This is a genomic window from Streptomyces sp. NPDC003247 (assembly GCF_042888135.1).
Taxonomy (GTDB): Bacteria; Actinomycetota; Actinomycetes; order Streptomycetales; family Streptomycetaceae; genus Streptomyces.
In genome coordinates this window covers 394,643-417,957 of the sequence record NZ_JBIAPF010000004.1, presented here as the reverse complement: position 1 = coordinate 417,957, position 23,315 = coordinate 394,643, and the positions used below count along the sequence as shown (strand labels likewise).

At 75.3% G+C, this 23,315-nt stretch carries 13 protein-coding genes; 2 read left to right on the top strand and 11 right to left on the bottom strand.

All coding sequences use genetic code 11. The features are described 5' to 3' along the window. Positions 1-38 precede the first annotated feature (38 nt). From ACFYWQ_RS15485 to ACFYWQ_RS15445, 9 genes are all read right to left on the bottom strand, one after another. Positions 39-1,877, bottom strand: coding sequence for a glycoside hydrolase family 15 protein (locus ACFYWQ_RS15485; RefSeq protein ID WP_389516606.1), 1,839 nt, complete (start codon positions 1,875-1,877; stop codon positions 39-41). Positions 1,878-2,062: 185 nt separating this feature from the next. Beyond that, entirely contained in the window at positions 2,063-2,680 is a 618-nt protein-coding gene (locus ACFYWQ_RS15480) for a DinB family protein (protein ID WP_389516604.1), read from the bottom strand. A gap of 155 nt (positions 2,681-2,835) precedes the next feature. Continuing rightward, a complete protein-coding gene (locus ACFYWQ_RS15475) occupies positions 2,836-4,950 on the bottom strand; it encodes a hypothetical protein (RefSeq protein WP_389516602.1) in 2,115 nt (704 codons plus the stop codon). Then, positions 4,947-8,339 (bottom strand): DUF5682 family protein, encoded by a 3,393-nt coding sequence (locus ACFYWQ_RS15470; protein WP_389516600.1) that lies wholly within the window; start codon positions 8,337-8,339, stop codon positions 4,947-4,949. Before ACFYWQ_RS15470 ends, ACFYWQ_RS15475 begins: the two co-directional genes overlap by 4 nt. A 317-nt stretch (positions 8,340-8,656) precedes the next feature. After that, positions 8,657-9,826, bottom strand: coding sequence for an AAA family ATPase (locus tag ACFYWQ_RS15465; protein ID WP_389517418.1), 1,170 nt, complete (start codon positions 9,824-9,826; stop codon positions 8,657-8,659). A 35-nt stretch (positions 9,827-9,861) separates the two neighbouring features. Continuing rightward, positions 9,862-14,976 carry a hypothetical protein gene (locus tag ACFYWQ_RS15460; RefSeq protein ID WP_389516598.1) on the bottom strand — a complete coding sequence of 1,705 codons (5,115 nt, stop codon included), beginning with the start codon at positions 14,974-14,976 and terminating at the stop codon, positions 9,862-9,864. After that, complete coding sequence (locus ACFYWQ_RS15455; RefSeq protein WP_389516596.1) at positions 14,973-15,827, bottom strand: DUF4132 domain-containing protein; 855 nt, start codon at positions 15,825-15,827, stop codon at positions 14,973-14,975. Before ACFYWQ_RS15455 ends, ACFYWQ_RS15460 begins: the two co-directional genes overlap by 4 nt. A gap of 533 nt (positions 15,828-16,360) precedes the next feature. After that, on the bottom strand, positions 16,361-16,750 hold the full coding sequence (locus ACFYWQ_RS15450; protein WP_389516594.1) for a cold-shock protein: 390 nt from the start codon (positions 16,748-16,750) through the stop codon (positions 16,361-16,363). Between the two features lie 89 nt (positions 16,751-16,839). Further along, on the bottom strand, positions 16,840-17,706 hold the full coding sequence (locus ACFYWQ_RS15445) for a LysR family transcriptional regulator (RefSeq protein ID WP_389516591.1): 867 nt from the start codon (positions 17,704-17,706) through the stop codon (positions 16,840-16,842). A 267-nt stretch (positions 17,707-17,973) separates the two neighbouring features. On the opposite strand from ACFYWQ_RS15445, the gene ACFYWQ_RS15440 reads away from it, so the two are divergent. Continuing rightward, positions 17,974-18,789: a DMT family transporter gene (locus tag ACFYWQ_RS15440; RefSeq protein WP_389517416.1), complete on the top strand. Its 816-nt coding sequence runs from the start codon at positions 17,974-17,976 to the stop codon at positions 18,787-18,789. Positions 18,790-19,086: 297 nt separating this feature from the next. Here ACFYWQ_RS15440 and ACFYWQ_RS15435 read toward each other — a convergent pair whose 3' ends face one another. After that, positions 19,087-19,509 (bottom strand): DUF5997 family protein, encoded by a 423-nt coding sequence (locus tag ACFYWQ_RS15435; protein ID WP_389516589.1) that lies wholly within the window; start codon positions 19,507-19,509, stop codon positions 19,087-19,089. Between the two features lie 58 nt (positions 19,510-19,567). Between ACFYWQ_RS15435 and ACFYWQ_RS15430 the strand changes: the two genes are divergently transcribed. Beyond that, positions 19,568-20,392, top strand: a complete 825-nt coding sequence (locus ACFYWQ_RS15430; RefSeq protein WP_389516587.1) for a LysR family substrate-binding domain-containing protein — start codon at positions 19,568-19,570, stop codon at positions 20,390-20,392. Positions 20,393-20,505: 113 nt separating this feature from the next. On the opposite strand, the gene ACFYWQ_RS15425 is transcribed toward ACFYWQ_RS15430, so the two are convergent. Further along, on the bottom strand, positions 20,506-23,310 hold the full coding sequence (locus ACFYWQ_RS15425; protein WP_389516585.1) for a beta-L-arabinofuranosidase domain-containing protein: 2,805 nt from the start codon (positions 23,308-23,310) through the stop codon (positions 20,506-20,508). Positions 23,311-23,315 lie beyond the last annotated feature (5 nt).

The following is a 23,315-nucleotide window of genomic DNA, read 5'->3' as shown; positions in this document are numbered from 1 at the left end:
GTCGCCCCCCGGCGGGGCGCCGGGCGACCCGTCACCCGTCAGCCCAGCGCCCGGTCCAGGTTGAACGCCGCGCTGATCAGCGCAAGGTGTGTGAACGCCTGGGGGAAGTTGCCCTGCTGCTCCCCGGTGTGGCTGATCTCCTCGGCGTACAGCCCCAGGTGGTTGGCGTACGTCAGCATCTTCTCGAAGGCGAGCCGTGCCTCGTCGAGCCGGCCCGCGTGGACGAGGGCCTCGACGTACCAGAAGGAGCAGATGGAGAAGGTGCCCTCGGCGCCGTGCAGTCCGTCGGGGCTGGCCAGCGGGTCGTAGCGGTAGACGAGGGAGTCCGACACCAGGTCGTGGGTGAGCGCGTCCAGCGTGGACAGCCACTTCGGGTCGGTCGGCGCGATGAACTTCGTCAGCGGCATCATCAGCACGGCCGCGTCCAGCACCTCCCCGTCCTCGTGCTGCACGAAGGCCCGGCGGCTCGGCGACCAGCCCCGGGAGTGGATGCGCCGGTAGATCGTGTCGCGGCACTCCTGCCAGCGGGGCAGGTCCGCGGGCAGGCCGCGCCGGTGGGCCATCCGGATGGCCCGCTCGATGGCCACCCAGCACATCAGCCGCGAGTACAGGAAGTTCTTACGGCCGCCGCGGGTCTCCCAGATGCCCTCGTCGGGCTGGTCCCAGTGGTCGCAGACCCACTCGACGAGGGCGCACACGTCGTCCCACTGGTCGCTGGAGACGGGCCGCGCCCACTTGTCGTAGAGGTAGATCGAGTCGATCAGCGCCCCGTAGATGTCGAGTTGGAGCTGCTCCGCGGCGGCGTTGCCGATCCGCACCGGCGCCGAGCCGTGATGACCGCCGAGATGGGTGAGCTCGGACTCCGGAAGGTCCGTGCGCCCGTCGATGCCGTACATGATCTGCAGCGGGCCGGAGGGCCTTCCGTCACCCGGGCTGATGTGCCGGGTCACGAACTCCATGAACGCCTCGGCCTCGTCGGTGAAGCCGAGCCGAAGCAGCGCGTACACGCAGAAGGCGGCGTCGCGCACCCAGACGTACCGGTAGTCCCAGTTTCGGTCGCCGCCCAGCTGCTCCGGCAGGCTCGTGGTCGGCGCGGCGACGATCGCCCCCGTGGGCGCGTAGGTGAGCAGTTTCAGGGTGAGGGCCGAACGGTGCACCATCTCCCGCCAGCGGCCCCGGTACCTGGAGGCGGCCAGCCAGTGCCGCCAGTACGCCACCGTGGCGTTGAACTGCTCCTCCGCCTCGGCCCGCGCACATCCGCGCGGGGTCACCTCGCCGCCGACCTGGTCGAGGGCGAACACCGCCGACTCGCCCTCGACGAGCTTGAACTCCGCGTGAGCGTCCAGCCCGTCGGTCTCCATGGCCACCGTGGCGGTCAGCGCCAACGACAGGTCGTCGGAGGCGAAGACCGCCACGTCATCGGTCATCCGGAGGGTGTGCGCACGGGCACCGTAGGCGAACCGCGGTGCCACGCGGACCCGGAACGGCAGGGAGCCGCGTACGCACACCACCCGCCGGATCAGCCGGTGCCGCTCCGCCTCGACGCCGTCCCGGCCGGTCACCGGCATGAAGTCCTGTACCTCGCCGACCCCGTCCTCGGTGAAGAACCGGGTGATCAGGACGTTGGTGTCGGGGAAGTAGAACTGCTTCGTCCGTGCGGGAACCGCGGCCCCCAGTGCGAAGGCCCCGCCGCGCTCGGTGTCCAGGATCGAGGCGAACACGCTCGGGGAGTCGAAGCAGGGGCAGCAGTACCAGTCGATCGTGCCGTCCGTCCCCACCAGGGCCACGGTGCTCAGGTCGCCGATCAGCCCGTGCTCGGCGACCTCCGGGCAGCGGGCGTCCCCGCGCCGGTACCGGTCGCTCGACGCATCCGTCATGGCAGCCTCCCTGGCCCGGCCGGCGAGCACGATGCCCGCGGCGGCCGCGAACGCCTGGCGAGGCTTCCAGCCTAAGCGCGCTCCCGGGGGACCGCCGTGGGAGGAATAGGAGGAGTGGGAGGAATGGGAGGGAGCGGCGGGGCGACACGGCTGTACGGCACGGCCCGCGGGGAGGCGTCGGCCGCTCAGCCCATGCTCTTCGCCCCGTCCAGGGCCTCCCGGATGATGTCGGCGTGACCGGCGTGCTGGGCGGTCTCGCCGACGATGTGCAGCAGCACCCGGCGGGCCGACCACCGCGCGCCGGGCTCGAACCACGGGGCCGGCGGCAGCGGGTGCGCCGCGTCCAGGTCCGGCAGGGTGGCGACCAGCTCGTCCGTACGGCCGGCCACCCGGGCGTACTCCGCCAGGACCCCGGCGAGCGTCTCGCCGGGCAGCAGCCGGAACTCGTTCGCGCGCCGCTCCCAGTCCGCCTCGGTCATGCTGCTGAAGTCGCCCAGTGCCGACGGACCCTTAAGGATGAAGTCCGACCAGCCCCGCTCGACCGAGGTGACGTGCTTGATCAGACCGCCGAGACACAGCTCGCTCACCGTGGTGCGCCGCGCCGCCTGCTCGTCGGTCAGGTCACGCGTGGTCAGGCGCAGGAAGCGGCGGTGGGCGGTCAGGGACTCCAGCAGGTCCGCCCGCTCGCCGGTGACGGCCGGCAGGCCGGCGGCGGGGGCGGTCGCGGGCGCGGCGGCGGACCCGGCCGTGGTGGCGGAGTCGGTCACGGTGCTCGGCTCTTCGAGGTGCTTCGGCGTGTTCATGTTCTGCGGCCTCCGTCGGTCGTCTTCCGTGGACGAGGAACACGTTAGGAGGGATAGAGGACAGATTCTGACCTAGAGGGGCGGACGGGCCGATGTGGCGCCGACATCGTCCCCCGTCGGCAGGGGTCCGGTTCTTCGTGTCGGCGGCCACCGGCCTACGCGTCGTGGACGGATCCGCCCCATGCCGCCGCGCACAGCGCTCGCTCCACCTCCTCCGTGTAGAGAGCGGCGGCCAGCCAGGCGCGCGAGAACCGGTCCGTGTCCGCCGGGAGCAGACGCCCGAAGACGTCACGGGAACGGTCCGCGGAGGCCGTGTGCAGCGCGTCCAGGAGATCGCCCGCCGTGGCCAGGCCGCAGCGGCGCAGGCGCGCGCTGTCGCCCGCCCCGCCACTGCCGGGGAACGCCAGCACCCGGCGGCCCCCGGACACCGCCTGGTGGACGCGGCGGCGCAGAAGGTGCAAGGGGGCCTCGTCCACCGCGGGTGCCGACGCGTCCGACGAGGAGGCCGTCACCGGGGGCAGGTCGGCGTGCTGGAGACGGTCCAGTCCCAGGTCCACCCGGGCGGTGGGGTCGCTGGGATGCTCGGCGGCGAGCAGCAGGGCGCGGGGAAGCGGCCCCGGGGCGAGGCGGGCGACGATCCGCAGCCGGCTGCCCCCGGCGGCGGCCAGGAGACGGAGGTTGTCGCGGTAGGGGAGAACGGGATCGTCATGGGCGGTGACCAGGCGGACGGCCAGCCCGTCGCAGTCGGCCAGCAGGCAGTCGCCCGCCGTCTCCCGGACCGTGCCCCGGAGCGTCACATCGAGGAACAGCAGGTCGTGGCCGTCCTTCAAGGCCCGGGACACCTGCTCGGGGACGGGCACGGACCACAGCCGGTCCAGCGGCTCGCCGTACCACGACGCGCCGGCCGCGCGCACCGCCCGCACCCCCGCCCCCGCGCCGAGCCGGCCCGTCGGCGAGACGGTCGCGCCGGACACCGCGAGGCCCGCGCGCGACAGTTCGCGGTGGGTCAGGGCGGTATCGCCGATGCGCACCGCCCGGTCGGCGGCGCCGGTCGCGCGTGCCGGGCCGCCCGGGGCCACGTCGGAGACCGTGTAGAGGCGTCCCTGGGCGTCGGCGGTCCAGCTGACGGCGCCCGCGTACCCGGTCGCCGTCAGGACGGGCTCGGAGAAGAGCCCGTACAGACGCAGGGAACCGTCCGGGCGGTACGGCTGCCGTACCGTGCCCCGCAGGTCGGCCAGGTCGGGGCCGCCGGCCCGCGGCAGCCGGTGGGTGAGGTCCAGGACCTCGCGCACGGCGGCCGACAGGTCCGCGAGACGGTACGCGGGGTCGGCGGAGCGCGCCGCGCGCACCCCGGTGACCACGGAGACCGCCGCGGCGGAGGCCCGGGGCAGGCCCGCCAGACGAGCGGTGTGCGCGGCGCGCAGCAGCTCCGCCTGGAGTACGGCGCCGGCCCCGTCGGTGCCCGCTTCGAGGACGGCGGCCGTCGCGTCGTACACGGCCCGTGCGGCGGTGCGCTGGCCGTCGGTGGCGGTCTCGGCTTCCGCCCGCTCCTCACTTCGGGCGTCAGGGGTGCACTTGAACCCTGCTTCTTCCGTCCGTCGTCCGTCCGCCTCCGCTGCGGTCGCGGCCGGGGCTTCGGTACGGGCTCCGGCCGGAGCGCCGGCACGGGCGGCGACGGGTGGGTCGACGGGCGCGCCTGCCGTGGCCTCGGCCACCGGAGCGGCCGAGGCCGCCGCCGCACGGTGCAGACAGTCCGGGGCCAGCAGGCACCCGCACCGGATCGCGTCCGCGGCGGTCACCGTCCCGCCGGGTGCGTGCAGAACGAGGTCGGTGTCGTCGTCGACGGCGATCCGTACGGTGTCGCCCGCACGGACGACCGGCCGCGCCGCGAGCTTGGCCACGCCCGCGTCCAGCCGCTTGCGGAGCCGGGGGGAGAGCGCCTCGACGAGTTCGGCGGTGACGGACGGTTCGACCGGTGGCAGCCCGGAGCCCGGCCCCTCCGCAGTCGGCTCGGGAAGCGACGCGTCCGTCGGCGGCTCCGGAAGCGACGGGTCGGTCGGCGGGCCCGGAACCGACTGGTCCGGGGACAGGCCCGGAACCGACTGGTCCGGGGACAGGCCCGGAACGGACTGGTCCGGAACCGACAGGCCCGGAACCGACAGGCCCGGAACCGATGAGGCGCGATCCGTCCGGTGCGTCGCCTCCCGTGGCTCCCCTGGCTCCCCCGCCTCCCCCGACTGCCTCGTCTCCCTCGACAGGTCCTGGCTCATGCGATCTTCTCCCCTACCCAGCGGGCCAGTTCGAGCGGACTGAGGGCGGCGACGGGCATGCCCGCGGCGACGAGCCGGCCCGCGACGCCCGTGGAGTAACGGGGCCGGCCCGTGTCGTCGAGGCTCGCGCAGCCCAGGACGTGACAGCCCGCCCCGACGAGCGCGCGGACCTCCGCCAGGAGGCCGCCCAGCGGGTAGCCCTCCTCGAAGTCGCTGACGACCACGACGAGGGTCCGCGAGGGCACGGTGACCAGCTCGCGCGCGTGCCGCAGCCCCGCCGCGATGTGCGTGCCGCCGCCGACGCTGACCTCAAGCAGCAGCGACAGCGGGTCCTCCACGTGCCCGGTGAGGTCGATGACCTCCGTGGAGAACGCCAGGAAATGCGTCGACAGGGTCGGCACCCCCGCCAGCACCGAGGCGGTCAGCGCGGCCCACACCGTGGACGCCTCCATGGAGCCGGACACGTCCGTCACCAGGATCAGCCGCCAGTCGGCGGCCCGCCGGGCCCGGGTACGGAAGACCGGGTGCGCGGGGACGACCTGGACGGTGCCGTCCGGGCCGCGGCGCGCGGTCGCCAGGTTGGCCCGCAGGGTGCGGGCCAGATCGAGGCCGCCCCCGGGCCGTCTGCTGGGGCGCGGCAGGGCCGTGCCGTGCAGGGCGGGACGCAGCCGGGTGGCCAGTTGCCGGGTCAGGGCGTCGACCAGTCGTCGGACGAGCGGGCGCAGCGCGGCCAGCCGGGCCTCGGGCAGCCCGCCGGCGTGGCGGAGCACGGTCCGCAGCAGATCCACCGAGGGCCGCACGCTGTCCGCGTCCAGCTCGGTGAGGACGTCCTTGCGGCCCGCGGCGGCGGCCGCCGCCAGCACCTCCTCCCTGATACCGGGCCCGAACAGCGCGGCCAGCTCCTGCGACCACTCCCGCACCCCCGGGTACGGCACCTCCCGGCCGCCGCCGGACCCCGCCCCGGTGAGATCGCCTCTGCTGCCCTCCCCGCGCCCGCTGCCGTACAGCTCGTCCAGCGCGGTCGCCAGCGGCGCCAGGGACGCCGGCAGCCGGTCGGCACGGCGGCCCAGGACGAGCCGCCACCGGTCGGCGGGCGCCAGGCGGCGGTCCTCGCCGGCCGACGGGGCGGCGGCGGCTTCCGTGGTGGTGCCGGTCCCGGGGTCTCCCGGTGCGGGCAGCAGGCCGAGCGAACGCAGGGTGCCGCGGGCGGCGAGGTCCGCCCCGGTCCACACGGCGAGCGCGGCCGGGTCGATCCCGTCGGTGTCGGCGACGCGTGCGGTGTCGAGACGCTCCTCGACGGCCGCCAGGAGCCGGTCGCGCGCCGCGGGACTCAGGGTGTCGAAACCGCCCCGCAGCGCAGGGAGCCGGTCGAGGAACTCCCGGTCGGGCAGTTCCGCGACCCGGTCGAGCAGCGGTTCCAGCGCGGGCGCCGCCGCCTCCAGCAGCGGGCCCGCAGCGGTGAGCAGCCCGCCGAGCCGGGCGGTGAGCGCGGCGCGGGAGTCGGGGTCCACGGCGCCGTCCACCCAGGAGGCCACCCGGTCGCCGAGGACGCGGGCGTCCTCCTGTCCGAGCAGGACACGGACGGCCCCGGCGGCCCCGCGCATCAGGGGCGAGCCGTCGGCGGCGAGCCGGGCGAGGGCGTCGGTGAGCCGGATGCCGCCCAGCAGGTCGGCGCGGTGTGCCAGTTCGAGCAGGGCGTGCGCGTCGGCGGGGTCCTCGGACCCGGTCAGGCCGTCCACCTGCCGTACCGCCGCGGAGGTGAGCAGCTCGGCGGTGGCGGCCGCCCGGACCGTACGGTCCGCGTCGGCGCCGAGGCCGGGGACGTGACCGGCGCGCAGCCGGTCCACCAGGCTCAGACCGGCGAGGAGTTCGGGGAGCGTGCCCGCCGGGGGAAGGGACTCGGCGACATCGTCGAGACGTTCGTCGGTGAGCGCGGGCAGACCGCACTCCGCCGCCCGCGCGAGCCCTTCCAGACACTGCGCGGCCGTCGGGCCTCCCTCGTCCCGCTCCGCGCGCCGCCGTTCCCGCAGCACGCCCTCGGCGGCCTGCGCCGGGGTCACCCCCCGCACGGCGGCCGCGGTCAGCATGGCCGCCGTCGCGGGCGTCCAGCGCACCTCCCAGCGCGAGGTGAGGGCCTCGGCCCCGCCCGCGCCGGTGACCTCCCTGGCCTGCGCGTACGGCACCCCGCACACCGTCAGCCGACGCAGCAGCAGCTCACGGCGCCGGTCGAGGTCGGACCGCAGCGGGTCCAGGCGCAGGTCACGGGCCGTGCCGGGACCGCCCGTCGCGGGACCGGGCAGGCCCAGCTCCGCGACCTCGGCCTCCACCGCCGGGGCGAGACCGCTGCGCGGCGCCTGGGGGGCGGGGCGCCCGGTGCGCGTGCCGACGAGCACCCGCTCCATCGCCCGTGCCACGGCCCGCCCCCGCCCGTACGGCTCGCCCTGGGCCAGCACCGTCTGCACGGCCTCGACCAGTTCGCCCCGGCCCGCCGCGGGCAGCCCGCGCAACCGGGCGAGGTCGGAGGCGAGCCGGGAGATCTCGCGCGCGTCGGCGGGCCCCGACGGATGCCCGAGACTCCGCAGTTCCGCGCAGATCTCCACGGCGGCCCGCGTCAGCGCCTCCTCCAGCGCCGGCGGATCGCCCGCCGCGCGCAGCACCCTGTCCTGCCACTCCGGATCCCGGATGCCGGCCGGGTAGCCGGAGCGCTCGTCGAGGAGGGCGTAGGTGTACGGGATCAGCGAGGTCGTCCAGGCGGTCCGGCGCCCGTCGGGGGCGGCTCCGGCCTCCTCGTCCGCGGACTCTCCCACCAGCGCCGGGGCATGGAACGCGCCGACCACCACGGCGGCCCGCTCCCCGCGCGCGGTGGCCTCGGCCAGCCGGGCCCGCATCCACCGCTCCCGCCGCAGATCCAGTGCGGGCACTCCGTCCGAGGCGGCCGCGTCCTCGCGCAGCGCCCACCCGGTCAGCAGGGCCGCCCGGCGCAGCGCCTCGGGCGGGGAGCCGGGGGCGGTGGCCTCGACGAGCCGGTCCCACAGGTCGTCCCCGGGGCGGCCGGTCAGCCCGGCCCGCAGGGCGGCGGTGAGCCCGGGACCGCCGGCGCCCTGCGCCGGGGCGCGGCGGCCCTCGTCCCATGCCCGGTCCGCGAGCGGCAGGTCGCAGGCGATCACCGGCACACCGTGCCGGGCGGCCCAGCGCACGGCTGCCAGTTCCGGCGAGAAGTCCGCGAACGGATAGAACGCCGGCCCTCCGCCCCCGTCACCCGGGGCCGCGGCGAGCGCGACCGGGGCCCGTGTCTCCTCGTGCCCGAGCCACGGCAGCCACTCCTGCATCTCGGCCGGCAGCTCCACGAGCAGCACGTCCGGACGTGCCCCGTCGAGCAGCGCGGGCATCGCGGCGGCCAGCGACGGCGCGTGGTGCCGTACGCCGACCAGGTAGGGCGCCGCCGGACCGGTGAGGGCGGCCAGGGCCGCGTCGGGCTCACGCCCTGCCCCACCGAGCAGGGCGGATCCGTCGTGCGGGGACCGAGGGGAGGTGGACCTGTCGTGCGGGGACCGAGCGGAAGTGGACCCATCAAACCGAGCGGAAGTGGACCCATCAAGAGGGGACCGAGGGGAAGGGGACACGTCACCGGACGGGCCGGGCACGGCGGCCGGTGCGTCGGCGGAGGTGCCGGGAGACCCGGTGCTGGGGGTGAGGGGCACGGCCGTCAGCCCTCCAGGACCGCGCGCAGGTCCCACAGGGTGCGCCAGGTGGCGGAACCCTGCTCGGCGCGGCGGCGCACCGGGCCGTCCCAGTAGCCGCGCAGGCGGGCCGCGTCGGCGGGGTCGTCCTTGCGGACCACGCCGAGCAGATGCCCCGGCAGCAGGCCGAGCACGTCGCGGTCCCCCGGGAAGTACGCCGCCGCGAGTGCCAGCGCGCCCGCGACGGACACCGCCTCCGCGGTGCTCATCACCGTGGACGGCCGCTCCACCTCCCAGCCCTCCGCCGACCGGCCCTCCCGCAGGTCCCGGAACGCGGTGACGAGGGCCTCCAGCACGGCGTCGTCGACCTGGAACGGCGCCCCCGCCCGCTCCACGGACGCCCGCGCCTGCCCGCGCACCAGCGCGGTCTCCGCGTCGAGGTCCGGAATCGGGCCCACCGTCTCGAAGTTGAACCGCCGCTTGAGGGCGGCGGACATCTCCGAGACGCCCTTGTCCCGCAGGTTGGCCGTGGCGATCAGGCTGAACCCGGGCGCCGCGTGCGCCAACGCGTCCTCCGTGCCCGCCAGTTCGGGCACGGCGATGCGCCGCTCCGACAGCAGCGACACCAGGGAGTCCTGCACCTCGGGCAGACAGCGCGTGACCTCCTCGACCCGGGCGACGGCGCCCCGGCGCATGGCGGTCAGCACCGGCGACGGCACCAGCGCCTGCGGGCTGGGGCCCTGCGCCAGCAGCAGGGCGTAGTTCCAGCCGTACTTGAGCTGGTCCTCGGTCGTGCCGGCGGTGCCCTGGACCGTCAGGCCGCTGGTGCCGCACACGGCCGCCGACAGCAGCTCCGACAGCATGGACTTCGCGGTGCCCGGCTCGCCGACCAGCAGCAGACCGCGCTCGCCCGCGAGGGTCACCACACACCGCTCGACCAGCGCCCGGTCGCCGACGAACTTGCCCTCGACCACCATGCGGCGCGGCACGCCCTCGGGCACCTCGGCTCCCTCGGGCAGCTTCAGCGCCCGGCCGTCGCTGCCCATGACGAACGTGACGACCGCGCGCGGGGTGAGCCGCCAGGCGGGCGGGCGCGGCCCGTCGTCGTAGGCGGCGAGGAAGGCCAGTTCGGCGGCGTGCCGCTCCTCCGGCGGCACGATCTGGCGGGCGGGGGACGAGGTGAGGGCGGTGGTCATCGACGTGGTGTCTTCCAGGTGGGGCGGGACGGCGGTCATCGGCGGCGGCCCTTGCGGGTGGCGCGGGTGGTGAGTTCCTCGTAGGCCGGGGCGTCCCCGGCGCGGACGCGGTCCCACGCACGGGTGAACAGCTCCGGCACCGGCACCAGGGGCACGGCGAGGGAATGGTCGCGGACGGGGTACAGGCCTTCCTTCCAGACCTCCACCGGCAGCGCGGGCGCCTTGAAGTCGTACCAGCCGCACGGCAGGAACAGGGTGCGTCCGGCCCGCGGCCGCTTGGCCTCGACGACGAGAGCGCTGGCCGCGAGTTCGGCGCGCGCCTTCTTCGCCCGGGCGGGCTTCCAGCCGGTCCAGCGGACGCAGTTGCGGTCCGTGGGGTCGGGCAGGGCCAGCAGCTGGAGGTACAGCGCGGCGGCGTCCTCGCCGAGGCCGTGCGTCACGGCGACCTCGGACACCAGCTCCGGCACGCTGACCGTGGGGTCCTGCGCGTACCCGGCGGGCCCTTCGGTGCCGCCACCGGCGGCGAGGGCGCGGGCGAGGTCGTCGCCGAGGACCGTCCGCAGCGCCCGCAGACCGTCGCCGCGGCCCGCCCCGGTCAGCCCTTCGACGAGCCCGAACACGGCGTCGTCCGGCCCGGTGAGCCCGGCCGGGCGCACCAGGACGGCCTCCTCGTCCTGGTACCAGGGGCGCAGCACGAGGGCCTCGCCCAGCCGCGTCAGGCCGTCCGCGCCGGCGCCCCCGGCGGCCGGCAGACCGTACGCCCCGCGCAGCTGGGCCGCGGTCGTCCCGCCGTTCTCCGCCCAGGTGACGTCGAGGTCCAGCAGCAGCCCCGGGTCGGCGACCCGGCGGCGCAGCGCGGCCAGGCCCTCCGGCAGGGCGGTCCGCAGCGGGTGGCCGTACGGCAGGGAGTAGGCGAGCCCCGCCAGTGCGGCCACGCCACGGGTCAGGTCGTACCGTCCCGGCAGCGCGTCGGGATCGTCCGGGACCAGGTCGCCGTCCTTGTCGGGACGCTGGACCGTGGTGCGGCTGAGCCAGGGGGTACGCCCGGGATTGAGGACCTGTTCGGCGGAGACCGTGGGCAGGCCGGCGAGGGACAGCTCACCGGCGAGGTCCTCGGGCAGCCGGACGATCCCGCCGAGCCGCTCCCGCCACACCCGGCCCGCCGCGTCCGTGTCGGGTCCGCGGGTCCACAGGTCACCGGGGGTCTCCGGCAGCAGGGCGCCGGTCAGCGCCGCCAGGTCGTCGGCCGGGAGCGAGCCCAGCAGCGCGTCGCCCAGGTTCTTCTGACGCGGCTTCAGGCCGGTCGCGGCGATCACCTCGTCCGTGAGCTGTCCCGGCTTGCCCGCGAGCAGCAGGGCCGCCTGCACCAGCCCCAGCCCGCCCCCGGTCACCGCGGCGAGGGCGTCGGGCGCCTCCGTCTGCCAGGGCGCGGCCCCCTTGTCCCGTACCAGCCGGGTCACGGCGGCCAGCGCGTCGGCGGCGAACACCGGCGGGTGTGCGGTCTCCCTCTCCAGCGTGAAGTGGGCGACCGAGCCGAACACGCCCGCCGGATCGTGGTCCAGGGCGAGCCAGTGCACGCGCCCGCCCCGCGTGTCGACGTTCCGGCAGTCGAGGACGACCACGGTGCGGCCGTCCCGGCGCAGCACCTGGCCGGACCGCTCCTGCTTGGGCAACGGCTCGCTCAGCACGATCTCGCGCAGGGCGCCGCCCGGTGCGGCCAGCGGCCCCTCCGTGATCGCCTCGAACAGCAGCAGCAACGCCTCCCGGTGCGCCTCCGTGACGGTCGAGGAGGCGGCGCGGTAGGCGAGCGGGCGCAGCGCGTCCAGCACGGACGGCCACATCAGCCCCATGCCCGGCACCGTGAAGTCGTCGCTGTCCCATCCGCCGGCGGCTGGGGTGAGCCTGGCCCCCGCGGGCAGCGGCCTGCCGTCGGCGGGCTTCCCGGAGAGCACGTGGTTCACGGCGCGGATCTGCCGCAGGACGGTGTGGCGCGCGTCGCTGCCCGCCCAGCCGTGCAGGTGCGCGAATCCGCCCACGGCCTCGCGCAGGGTCTGGTCGTCGCCGTTCTCGGGGCGGTAGTCGCCGAACATGCCCTCGGTACGCCGCCGGTCGGCCTGCGGCCGCTCCACCGGAGGCGCCACGAAGGCGGCGGTCGACTCCGCCAGACGTACCACGGCACGCACGAGGGAGGCGACACCGGCGAGCAGGTGCGGCTCGGTGAGCTCGGGCAGGCAACGGGAGACGGCGTCCTTGAGCATGCGGTCGGCGCTCGGGACGGCCGGCTCGGCGTCCGCCGTCCCCGTGGCCGTCACCCCCACCGCCGATGATCCCGCGACCGACGTTCCCGCGACCGACGTGCCGGCAGCCGTGCCCGCCGCGGCCGCGGCCGCGCCCGACGCCTCGGCCGCCGCCGCCACCAGCGCCGCCCGCTCCGCGAGGGCCTGGGCGCCCGCGCGCAGCAGCTCCTCGGCCCGGTCGTCGCCCAGGGCCCGCAGGAGCGCCGACGCCTCCTCGTCCCGGGGCCGCAGCGCGTGCCAGAAGTCGACCGGCGGCACGAGGCGCGTACCGGCGGCGAACTCGCCGCCGCGCTCCAGGGGCGTCACCCGCCCCCACTCCAGTGCGCCCGCCTCCTCGTCCGCCGTGTACAGGGCGATGTGCCGGTGCAGGGCGACCACCAGGGGCTCGGCGCCGGGCAGACGCAGCGCGCCGAGCGGCACGCCCGCATTCCGGCCCCGGCCCGCCGGCAGGCTGACGGTCCGCCCGTCCGGGGTGCCGGCGGTCGTACGGGCCTCGGTGCCCGTGCCCTCCCGGCGCACCCAGCGGCCGAGGACCGTGCCGTCCGTGCCGAACGGGCTGTGCTCCAGACCGGGCTGGAGCGGCAGCACCGCGCAGTGCTGCTGGAGCAGGGTCGTGTCCTCGCGGATCCCGGTCCGGAGGAACGCGGGCAGCGAGGCACGTCCGTGCGTGCCGGTGGCCGGGTCGTACTCCAGCCACACGCGGCGGCGGCCCTCCCTGCCCTGGCGCCAGTACGAGGTGCCGTCCCCGAGGACGGGACGGCCGGGCGGTACGACCGTGTCCCCGGCGTGCAGGGCGCGGCCGCCGGTGGCGCGGCCGCCCCCGGGCAGCGGGATCGACGGCTCGCCCGCGTCGCTGCTGCCGTACCAGTGGGGGAGCTGCTCGCCGCCGAGCGGGAACACCTCGGACGGGCGGGCCGACCAGTAGCCGAACTGCTTGCCGCCCTGCCGCCACATGACCAGCAGTTCCCCGTCCGTGTAACGGAAGACGGGGCGCTGCCAGCGGTCCAGTTCCGCGGGCAGCCGCAGGTCGTGCTCCAGCAGGATCTCCTGCGGGCCGACGACGATCGCCTTGTGCCGGCGGGAGAGGATCAGCGCGGGCCAGGCCTCCTCCACGGCCAGGGTGTCGTCGCGGCCGCTCCGGGTCTCGGCGTCGAGCCGCGCCAGCGCCTTCTCCAGGGCGGGCCAGCCCAGCTCGTCGGGGATCCCGGCCCGCAGGGTGCGGCCGAGCAGCGGCGCCGCCCGGTGCGCGGCGACCTTGGCGACGGCGGCCGGGCTCACCTGGGCGGCGACCGTCCGGAACGGGCGCAGCCGGTCGAGCGCCGTACGGGCCGCGGGCAGGCCGGCCGCGGCGGTCAGCTCCCCGGCCGCGTCGTCCAGCCACTCGCGCAGCACGTCGGCGAGGACCGGGTGCCCGGCCAGGCCGTCCAGCAGTTTCGGTTCGGGGCGGTGGCCGCTCAGGGTGCCGACGGACGTGTACAGCAGCCGCCGGTGGCACGGGTCGGCGGCGAGGGCCGTCAGATCGCGGCGGCCGGGCCGGGCGTCCTGCAACCAGCGGTTCAGTGGCAGGAAGACGTCCTGGTCGGCCGCGGGCGGCGTCAGCGGTACGCCCTGAGCGACGCACAGGTCCAGCAGGTCGAGGTCGGCGCCGGCGTGCCAGCGGCCCGTGAAGAGGTCCACGGCGCGGCCCCGGGCGCGCAGCCGCGGCGCCATCCGCTCGACGAGCGCGAGCGTGGACGGCGAGCGGTCGGAGACGGACGAGCCGTGCTTGCGGTGCAGGGCCCAGCGGCTGAGCCAGTCCGCCGGGTCGACACCGGCGGCCGGGTCCTCCCCGCCCGCGGTCGCCCCGGCGTCCCCGGTCAGCAGCAGGTCGGCGCGGGTCTCGGCGAGCAGCGTCAGCCAGAACTCGTCGTCCTCGGTGGACCGGCCCAGGCCCGCGGGCATGATCTCCAGCAGCCGGGCCCGTACGGCGGGCTGCTGTTCGGCCAGGACGACGAGGGCCGCCCGGTAGGTGTTCCAGAAGGACGCGGGCGCCCGGACCGCCGCCGGGGAGGCGAGCAGGTCGGCGACCAGGGAGCACTCCTCGGTGACCCGGTCGAGCCCGGCGGCCTTGATCAGCCCGCGCGCGTCCTGGGGCAGCGAGGCGTACGGCGGCATGCCGGCCGCGCAGCGTTCCACGGTCAGCTGCCGGAACTGCGCCCAGGCGTCGGCGGGGCTGAGCCGTGCCGCGAGGGCCTTCACGTGTTCCTTGAGCGCCTTGACCGTGAGTGCCCCGGCGAAGGCGAACTCCAGGAACACGGCCCGCTGCCGCTCCTCGTCGACGGCCAGCGCGTGCACCCGCTCGGCCTCGCGGGCCTTGCCGAAGAACGCGGCCGCGTAGGTGGTGTTCTCGTGCTGGAGGAAGACCCGGGCGGCCTGCTCGTAGAAGGTGGGCAGGAAGTGCGGCACGGCCCGGCCGAGCCTCGTGCCGAGCGCTTCGAAGCCCTCCTTGGCGGTGCCGGGGCGGGACTTGGCCTGCCGGGCGAGCCGCTCGACGTCCTTGACCAGGGCCAGCGCGTGGTGCCCGTTGGCCGGGTCGTTGACCAGAGCCCAGGCGGGGAAGCCGAGCGTCTCCCGGCGCACCTGGCCGACCTCGGGGGTCTCCGGCTCGCGGACCAGCCCCAGGAAGTCCAGGGCGAGGTCCTCGGCCTCGCCGAGCGTGCCCGCCACGAGCCGCACGACCTGCCGGTCGTCCAGGACGGGGTGCGTGTACGTGCGGACGGTGAGGACGTCGGCGTCCTCCCGGCCGGTGGTGCCCGGAGGCAGGACGGCACCGGCGTCGAGCAGCGCGGCCGTGGTGGTCTCGTCGTACGTCATGCCGCCTGCTCCTCGTCCTCGATGTCGCGGCCCGCGTACAGTGCGGCCGCCATGCGCATGCCCTCCGACCAGGCCACCGGACCGACCTGACCGAGCTTCAGCGCCCGCCCCGCGCCGTCGGTGAAGACCAGCGGGCCGGTCTCCGTCTCCTCGTAGCCGTCGTAGTCACCGACCCACACCCGGGCCTCGACGCCACGGCCGTCCTCCATGACGGAGCACACGGCGTGGCCGCCGCGCACGCGGTAGCCGAGCTGCGCCGCCCGGCCGTGCAGGAACCGCAGCTGCTTGAAGAGCCCGCCCGCGTAGTCCTCGACGGAGGCGGCCTCCGCGTCGAGTGCGGCGGGCCGGTGCCACACCTCGCGGAAGAGCTGCTGGGCGCGCTGTTCGACGCCGAGTTCGACGGCGAACTCCCGCAGTTCCTCCAGGTCGTCGAGGAGCACCGGGTGCGGGAGCCGGACGAGGTCCGGTGCGATCCGGACGGTGTCGCCGTCCAGGTCGACCAGACCGAGACCGCGCTCGGGGTCGGCGTCCCGCAGGAAACCGGCCACCTCGCCGTCGGCCCCCGTGACGACGAGGTCGCGCAGGGCGGTTCGCCAGGCCGGGTCGGGCCACACCCGGGTGAAGACCGTGAGCGGTACCGGCAGCGAGCGCACCATCCACCGCTCGACGTCGGACAGGCACTGGCGCTCGTGCCGCTCCAGCCACTCGACGAGCTGACGCAGGCCCACCACGGCCGGATCGTCCGCGATCTTGGGCGGTACGGACTTCAACCGCCGCCCGGCCGCGTTGCGGCACACCACCTTGCCGTCGTCGAGGGCGACTTCGTAGTCGCCGGCCGACACCCACCCCATGTGTGCCTCCCGCACCCGCAGTGATCAAGTGACGGGAACTGTAGAACAGGCCACTGACAACGGGTCCCGGGCCGAGGCGGCGGCTCGGCGACGCGCGGCACCACCGGGACAAAGCCACAGGTCAACGACGTGAGAGTGTCTGGCCCGACGAGCGGACAGCCGCCCGCGGAGGGCTCGTTCCGGTCACGAGCCGCTCGTTCCGCCCGGCGTCCCGGCGATGTTCCGCCGACGTTCCGGCGGCGACGTCCCGACGACGTTCCGGGAGACGCGCAGGACGGCAGGCGTCGCCTCGATCATCGAGGCGGTCGACAGGGGGGCCCTGATACCGGCGTCGACGCCCGGGACACCGACGGCTCCGGCACACTTCGAGGCCGCCCGCACCTCCCGCGGCCGGTACACGCTCGCACGGGCGGGGACGGCCGGCACACGCTCGGCACGGGCGGAGACGGCGGGCACACCGGCCCGTGTCCGCCCCGGCTCCACCGGAGCCGGCGCGACACGGAACGTCCGGCCGGGAGGCCCGGCCGGGGATCTCAGCCCTCGACCCAGCCGTGGTTCTTCGCGAACTGGGCCAGCGAGCCGCGGACCTGGAGGATCTGCTCGGCGGTGAGCGAGGGCGCCGCCGTCAGCAGGGCCTCGGTGACGTCCCGGGTGAACTCCTCCGTGCTGAGCACATCGCACAGGACGTCGTCGTCGGCCGCCAGCGGCTTGCCGTCCGCGCCCCGCGCGAGCCGCACCCCGGACGCCTTCGGCCCGCGCTCGCCGTCCTCGATCTCGAACTCCACGACGACGCCCCGCCGCACCTGCGACTCGGGCATCAGCATGTCGTTCACGTGCAGGAAGACATCCTCGCCGCCGTCATCGGGCGCGATGAACCCGTAACCACGCTGGCTGTCGAAGCGCACCACACGACCAGCAACCATCCCGACCCCCAACAACCTCGAAACACCCACGTCGGTGAACCTGACCAGATCGTAGTCAGCCCGACGGCCCCCGAGCGACTCCCGGGGGCTCACTGCGCACGGTACAGCGCCGTGAGCAGCTCCATCACGGCCTGGGTCGCCGGATGGGGGTCGTCGCGCCACCACGCCAGGCGCACGGCGACCGGTTCGGCGTCGCGGACGGGACGGTAGACGATCCCGGGCCGTGGATACTGGTTCGCGGTCGACTCGGCGGTCATGCCGACACCGCGGCCGGTGGCGATCACGGTGAGCCAGTCGTCGACGTCGTGGGTCTCCTCCGTGGCCGGCCGCGCGCCGGCGGGCCACAGGTCGGGGGTGGTGGCGCCGGTGCGGCGGTCGATCAGCAGCGTCCGTCCGCCGAGGTCGGCCAGCCGCACGGACCGCCGCCGGGCCAGCGGATCGTCGGCGGCCAGGGCGCACAGACGCCGTTCGAGCCCCACGAGAGCGGCGTCGAACCGCCGGTCGTCCAGTGGTCTGCGCACCACCGCCATGTCGGTGGCGCCCTCGGCCAGCCCGGCGCTCGGGGAGTTGACGCGCACCAGCTGGAGGTCCGTCGCCGGGTGCTCCGCCGCCCACCGCCGCTGGAAGGCGAGGGTGTGCCGGCCCAGCGCCGACCAGGCGTAGCCGATCCGCAGCCGGGTGTGCCGGTGGGAGGCCTCCCGCACCAGCGCGTCCACCTCGCCCAGCACTTTCCGTGCGTGCGCCGCGACGCGCAGCCCGGCCGCGGTCGGTGTCACCACCCGTGAGGTGCGCATCAACAGCCGTACGCCCAGGGCTCGTTCGAGGGAGGCGAGGGTGCGGGAGACCGCCGCCTGGGAGACGCCGAGCACGGCCGCGGCGTCGGTGAAGCCGCCCTCGTCGAGGATCGCCACGAGACACCGCAGCTGCCGCAGCTCCACGTCCGTCGCACTGCTCACTCCGGTCACCCCACTCCCGTACTCCCGTTCTCCGGTCGGCCCTGCCGCCTTCTCCGCCGCCACCGCCTTCCACGCCTTGCCTGAGCTCCGTGGGTGGCGCGCCATCCATTACTCCATCGTATAGATGGCGCATCGCATGCATTTTGCGCACCGGTGGTCGCGGAGGACGATCCCCCCATGTCCGCCGTTTCCCCGCCCGGAAGGGCTCCCGCGCCCGTGGCTCCGCTCGCACCCCCGGTTCCGCCCGCCCGTCGGCGGCTCGCCGGGGTGGCCGTCATGGTCGGCAGTGGACTGTCCAACCAGACCGGCGCGGCGATCGGCTCCCTCGCCTTCCCCGTGCTCGGCCCCGTGGGTGTCGTGGCGGTACGCCAGTACGTCGCCGCGGTCGTCCTGCTGGCCGTCGGCCGCCCTCGCCTGCGGGCGCTCACCCGGCACCAGTGGGGGCCGATCCTGCTGCTCGCCCTGGTGTTCGGGACGATGAACCTCTCCCTCTACACCGCGATCGACCGCGTGGGCCTCGGGCTGGCGGTGACCTTGGAGTTCCTCGGTCCGCTGACCATCGCCCTGGCCGCAGCGCGCCGCCGCGTCGACGCCTGCTGCGCGGTGATCGCCGCGGTGGGCGCGGTGACGCTGATGCGCCCGCAGGCCAGTACCGACTACCTCGGGATGGGGCTCGGTCTGATCGCCGCCGTGTGCTGGGCGTCGTACATCCTGCTCAACCGGACCGTGGGGCGCCGGGTGCCGGGAGCGCAGGGCTCCGCGGTGGCGGCCGCCGTCTCGGCCCTGGTGTTCCTGCCGGTCGGGGGCGGCCTGGTGCTCCACCACCCGCCGACCGCGTCGGCCGTGGGCTGCGCCGTCGCCGCCGGTGTGCTGTCCTCGGCGGTGCCCTACCTCGCCGACCTCTTCACCCTGCGGCACGTGCCCCCGGCCGCGTTCGGCCTGTTCATGAGCGTCAACCCGGTGCTGGCGGCGCTGGTCGGGTGGATCGGGCTCGGTCAGGGACTCGGCCTCGTCGACTGGACGGCCGTCGCCGCCGTCGTCCTGGCCAACGCCCTCAGCGTCGGCGCGCCACGGCGCGGGTGAGGGACCCGGGCGCCGCACGCGCCACGCCGGGAGCGCCGCCGTCGAGTGCCTCCTCCCGGCCGGGAACCTGCCAGGAACCCGGGCCGCGAGCCGTGCCCCGCGAGCCGTGCCCGCGAACCGTGCCCGCGAACCGTCGGCCGCGAGCCGTGCCCGCGAACCGTGCCCCGCGAACCGTCGGCCGCGAGCCGTGCCCGCGAACCGTGCCCGCGAACCGTCGGCCGCGAGCCGTGCCCGCGAGCCGTGCCCGCGAACCGTCGGCCGCGAGCCGTGCCCGCGAACCGTCGGCCGGGTTCCGGGTCAGCGCTCCGTACGCGCGGCCTGCTCCGCCTGCGCCGCCTTCTCCGCCTTCTCGGCGTTGCGCTGCTTGAGGCGGACCGCCTCCTTGCGGACCTCCGCCTGGGTGGCGCGTTCCTTCGCCAGCCACTCGGGACCGGCGGCCTTGAGGGCCTCGATCTGCTCGGTGGTGAGCGCCTCGGTGACGCCGCCCCGGGCCAGTCCCGCGATCGACACGCCCAGCTTGGCCGCCACGACCGGACGGGGGTGCGGACCGCTCTCCCGCAGCGCGCGCAGCCACGCCGGCGGGTTCGCCTGGAGCTCGTTGAGCTCGGCGCGCGAGACGACACCCTCCTGGAACTCGGCGGGGGTGGCGGGGAGGTACACACCCAGCTTCTTCGCCGCGGTCGCGGGCTTCATCGTCTGGGTGCTCTGGTGCGACTTCATGCCGTCCAGACTATCGGCCGCCGACGGCGCCCCCGACCACAGCCGGTAGCCTGGCGGGATGACCGACTCGGCGGATTTCCCCTCGTTCCGGCTCGCGTACGTCCCCGGAGTGACGCCCGCCAAGTGGGTGCGGACCTGGGAGGAGCGCCTGCCCGACGTCCCCCTCGCCCTCCTCCAGGTGACGGCGGCGGAGGCCTCCGGCGTGCTGCGCGACCGTGCCGCCGACGCCGGTTTCGTACGGCTCCCGGTGGACCGTACGGTGTTCAGCGCGATCCCCCTCTACACCGAGACGAGCGTCGTCGTGGTCCCCAAGGACCACCTGCTGACCGCGGCGGACGAGGTGACCCTCGACGACCTCGCCGAGGAGGTGGTTCTCCACCCCCTCGACGACGTCCTCGGCTGGGAGCGGCTGCCCGGCGAGCCCGCCTTCGAGCGCCCGGCGACCACGGCGGACGCGATCGAACTGGTCGCGGCGAACATCGGCGTCCTGGTCGTGCCCCAGTCGCTGGCCCGGCTGCACCACCGTCGCGACCTCACGTACCGCCCGGTCGTGGACGCCCCGCAGTCGAGCGTCGCGCTGTCGTGGCCCGAGGACGCGACCACCGACCTGGTCGAGGACTTCATCGGCATCGTCCGGGGCCGCACCGTCAACAGCACGCGCGGCCGGGCCCAGCAGGCACCGGTGGAGCGCCGGGGCGAGCGGAGCGGCGACGGCAAGGGCGACCGCAAGCAGGAGCGGAAGGGCGAACGGCGGGCTCCGCATTCCGGCGGTGGCGCCCCGCGCAAGGCCGCGGCGGGTGGGGGGACCCGCGGCCGCGCCGGCGGCGCCCAGGGCGGCGGCCGGCGCGGTACCGGCGGCGGCAGGCCGCGCCGCCGGTCGTAACGGCCGCGCACCGGGCGACGTCAGTCACACGATCCGCGATCCGCGATCCGCGATCCGTCATCCGCGATCCGTCATTTGTGATTCGTGATCAGCCATCTGCGATCCGTCATCCGTCACGGCGCGAAGGTCGCGCTCCGCGCCGTGCTCACCACCGTCTCCCCGTCGGCCTGGCCGAGCATCCCGTCGGCCACCCAGGCGTTCACCACGCTCCGCACCCGGGCCACCAGCGCCGCCTTCCCGCTGAACGGCGCCCCCGCCCACACCTCGTCGAGCAGGGTGGTGCCGTCCGCCTTGGCGGGGTTGGCCACGCCCGAGTCGCTGTTGCCGAAGACCACCCGGGGTTCGGCCCGGCGCACGTAGGCGTGGGTCGGGTCCTCGGCGCCCTCGAAGAACGGGGCGAACTCGGTCCCGTCCAGCGTGTGGTGCAGCGGCTTCCCGTCCACGGGGGTGAGGGAGGGCAGCAGGTCGCCGGAGAGGGCCGCGTTGCGGTAGAGGCCGAACTCCAGGTAGGTGGTGGCGGCGTCGCGGGCGACGAGATGGACCGGGCCGTGGAACAGGGTTTGCAGGGACGGGTCGTCCAGGGCCTTCTCGACGCGCAGCCGGAACGGCGCCTCGATGCGGACGGTGTCCCCGTCGTGCCAGGTCCGGGACACGGTGAAGTAGCTCCCCGGGGTGGGGGTGCCGCCGGCCCCGCGGCCGTTGACCGTCACCCGGAACCCGGCGGTCGCCCAGGACGGCACGCGCAGCCGCAGCGCGAAGGACGCGGTCCGGCCCCGGACGGTGAGCGTGGTGCCCTGCTCGCGCGGGAAGTCCGTGCTCTGCGTGACGGTGACGCCCTTCTCCGCCCAGGTCAGGGTGGAGGGGCTGTACAGGTTGACGTAGAGGGCGCTGCCGTCGGCGGCCGCGAAGTAGACCGAGTCCTGGTACTTGGTGGCGCTCTCCATGCCGGTGCCCTCGCAGCAGGTGGTGCCCTGCTTGGGGGTGTAGTCGCGGACGTGTCCCGGCGTGAGGCCGATGAAGTACGTGACCAGCGGCTTCTCGGCGTCGGGGGTGTCCTGCCTGGAGCCGAGGACCTGGTTGAGCAGGGCCCGCTCGTAGTACTCCATGTACTTCGGGTCCTGCTCGTGGAGGAACAGCAGCCGGCTGAGTTTCAGCAGGTTGTACGCGCAGCAGGTCTCGGCGGTCGTGGCGCTGAGGGTGCCCGCGATGACGTCCCGCGCCCTCCAGAACTCACCCGTGCTGGTGCCGCCGATGCCGTACATGCGGTGCGGTACGACCATGTCCCAGAAGTTCTTCGCGGCGGTGAGGTAGCGCTCCTCGCCCGTCGCGTCGTACAGCCGGACGTACCCGGTGAAGATCGGGATGTGCTGGTTGGCGTGCAGGCCGTCCAGGATGTCGGTGTTCGCGGTGCACGCGTCGATGAGCCGGTCGAGGTCGAACAACTGGGCGAGCGCGAGGTGCTCGGCCTTGCCGGTGAGCGCGTGCAGATCGCAGATCGCCTCCACGATGCCGCCGAACTCGCCGCTGGAGAACAGGCCCCACATCCGCTGGAGCGTGGCCTCGGGCAGGGGTGACAGCCGGGAGTGCATCCAGTCGCCCAGCCCGGACGCCAGGTCGAGGGCGCGGGCGTCGTCGGTGGCGAGGTGGGCGTCCAGCAGGCCTCGCAGGATCTTGTGCGCGGTGTAGTAGGGCGCCCACACCCGTGTGTAGTCGCTGGCGGTCATCGACTCCAGCTCGATGAACTGCGTCTCCGGGTAGGCCGCGAGGAAACCGGGGTGGCTGGGACCGCCCCAGGTGCGGCGCAGGGTGGCGGTCAGGCCGTGCCCGGAGGCGTCCGCGAAGGTGGAGCCCGACGTCTCGTCGAAGGCGTACGAGGCGAGGTCGCCGGCGCCGCGGACGCTCTGCAGGCCCCCGATCTCCGCCGCGCTCAGGACGCGCGACCACACGTCGAAGCCGCCGAAGGCGCCCGCGAAGACGGGGTCGGCGGCGTAGTGGGAGCGGCCGAGCCAGTGGTGGGCGAGGGTGCCCAGGGCGGCCGGGGTGAGGGACATGGCCGTGTTCCGGGCCACCTCCGTGCCGTTGACGTACAGCGTCCCGGTGCTCCCCGCGAGGGTCACCGCCAGGTGGCTCCACTCGTCGAGGGGGAGCGGGGCGGTGCCGTCGAGGCCCTGCTCGGCGCCGGGTCCGCCGGTGGTGACGGCGAACCGGGGAACCCCGCCGGCGTTGCGCGGGGTCAGGTACAGATAGCGGGTCGTGTCGTCGCCGAAGTCGAGGACACGGGCCCAGGTGCCCGCGTGGGTGGGCTTCACCCAGGCGGCCAGGGTGATCTCCGACGCGCCGCCGAGGACGCCGGCGGGCAGGTCGACGTACTGGTAGGAGCCGCGGACGTTCTCCACGGCCGTACCGAACCTGCCGGTGACGCTCAGCACGGCCGGGTCGCGCCGCAGCGCCTCGCGCACCTCGGTCAGCGCGCCGACCACGGTCCCGATCCGGTCCGCGTACAGCTGGTCGCCGGTGCTCGCGTAGGCCTGGGACAGCATCGTCAGGAAGTGGCCGGTGTAGTGGCCGCGAAGATTGCCGTTGGCCTCCCCGTCGAGCCCTTCCCAGCCGCCGGGGGCGACCGCGCCCAGCGTGGAGAGGCCCGCGTTCGCCCGGTACACCTGGAGCAGCCGGTTCACGTCGTAGCCGCGGGCGTGGTCCAGCATCAGCCGGCGCTTGTCGGCGAAGACGCCGGGGCCGAGGGAGACGCTGCCGAGGTCGAAGGGGAGCAGGGTCCAGGCGGCCGGGGGCGGGAGCGCGGCGGTCGGGGCCGCGGTGGCCGCCGAGGCCGCCACGGAGGCTCCACCGGCGATGCCGGGGACGGAGGCCGCGAGGACCGCGCTCTGCAAGAGGGTCCGTCTGGTGAGGGGCTGCGCCATCTACT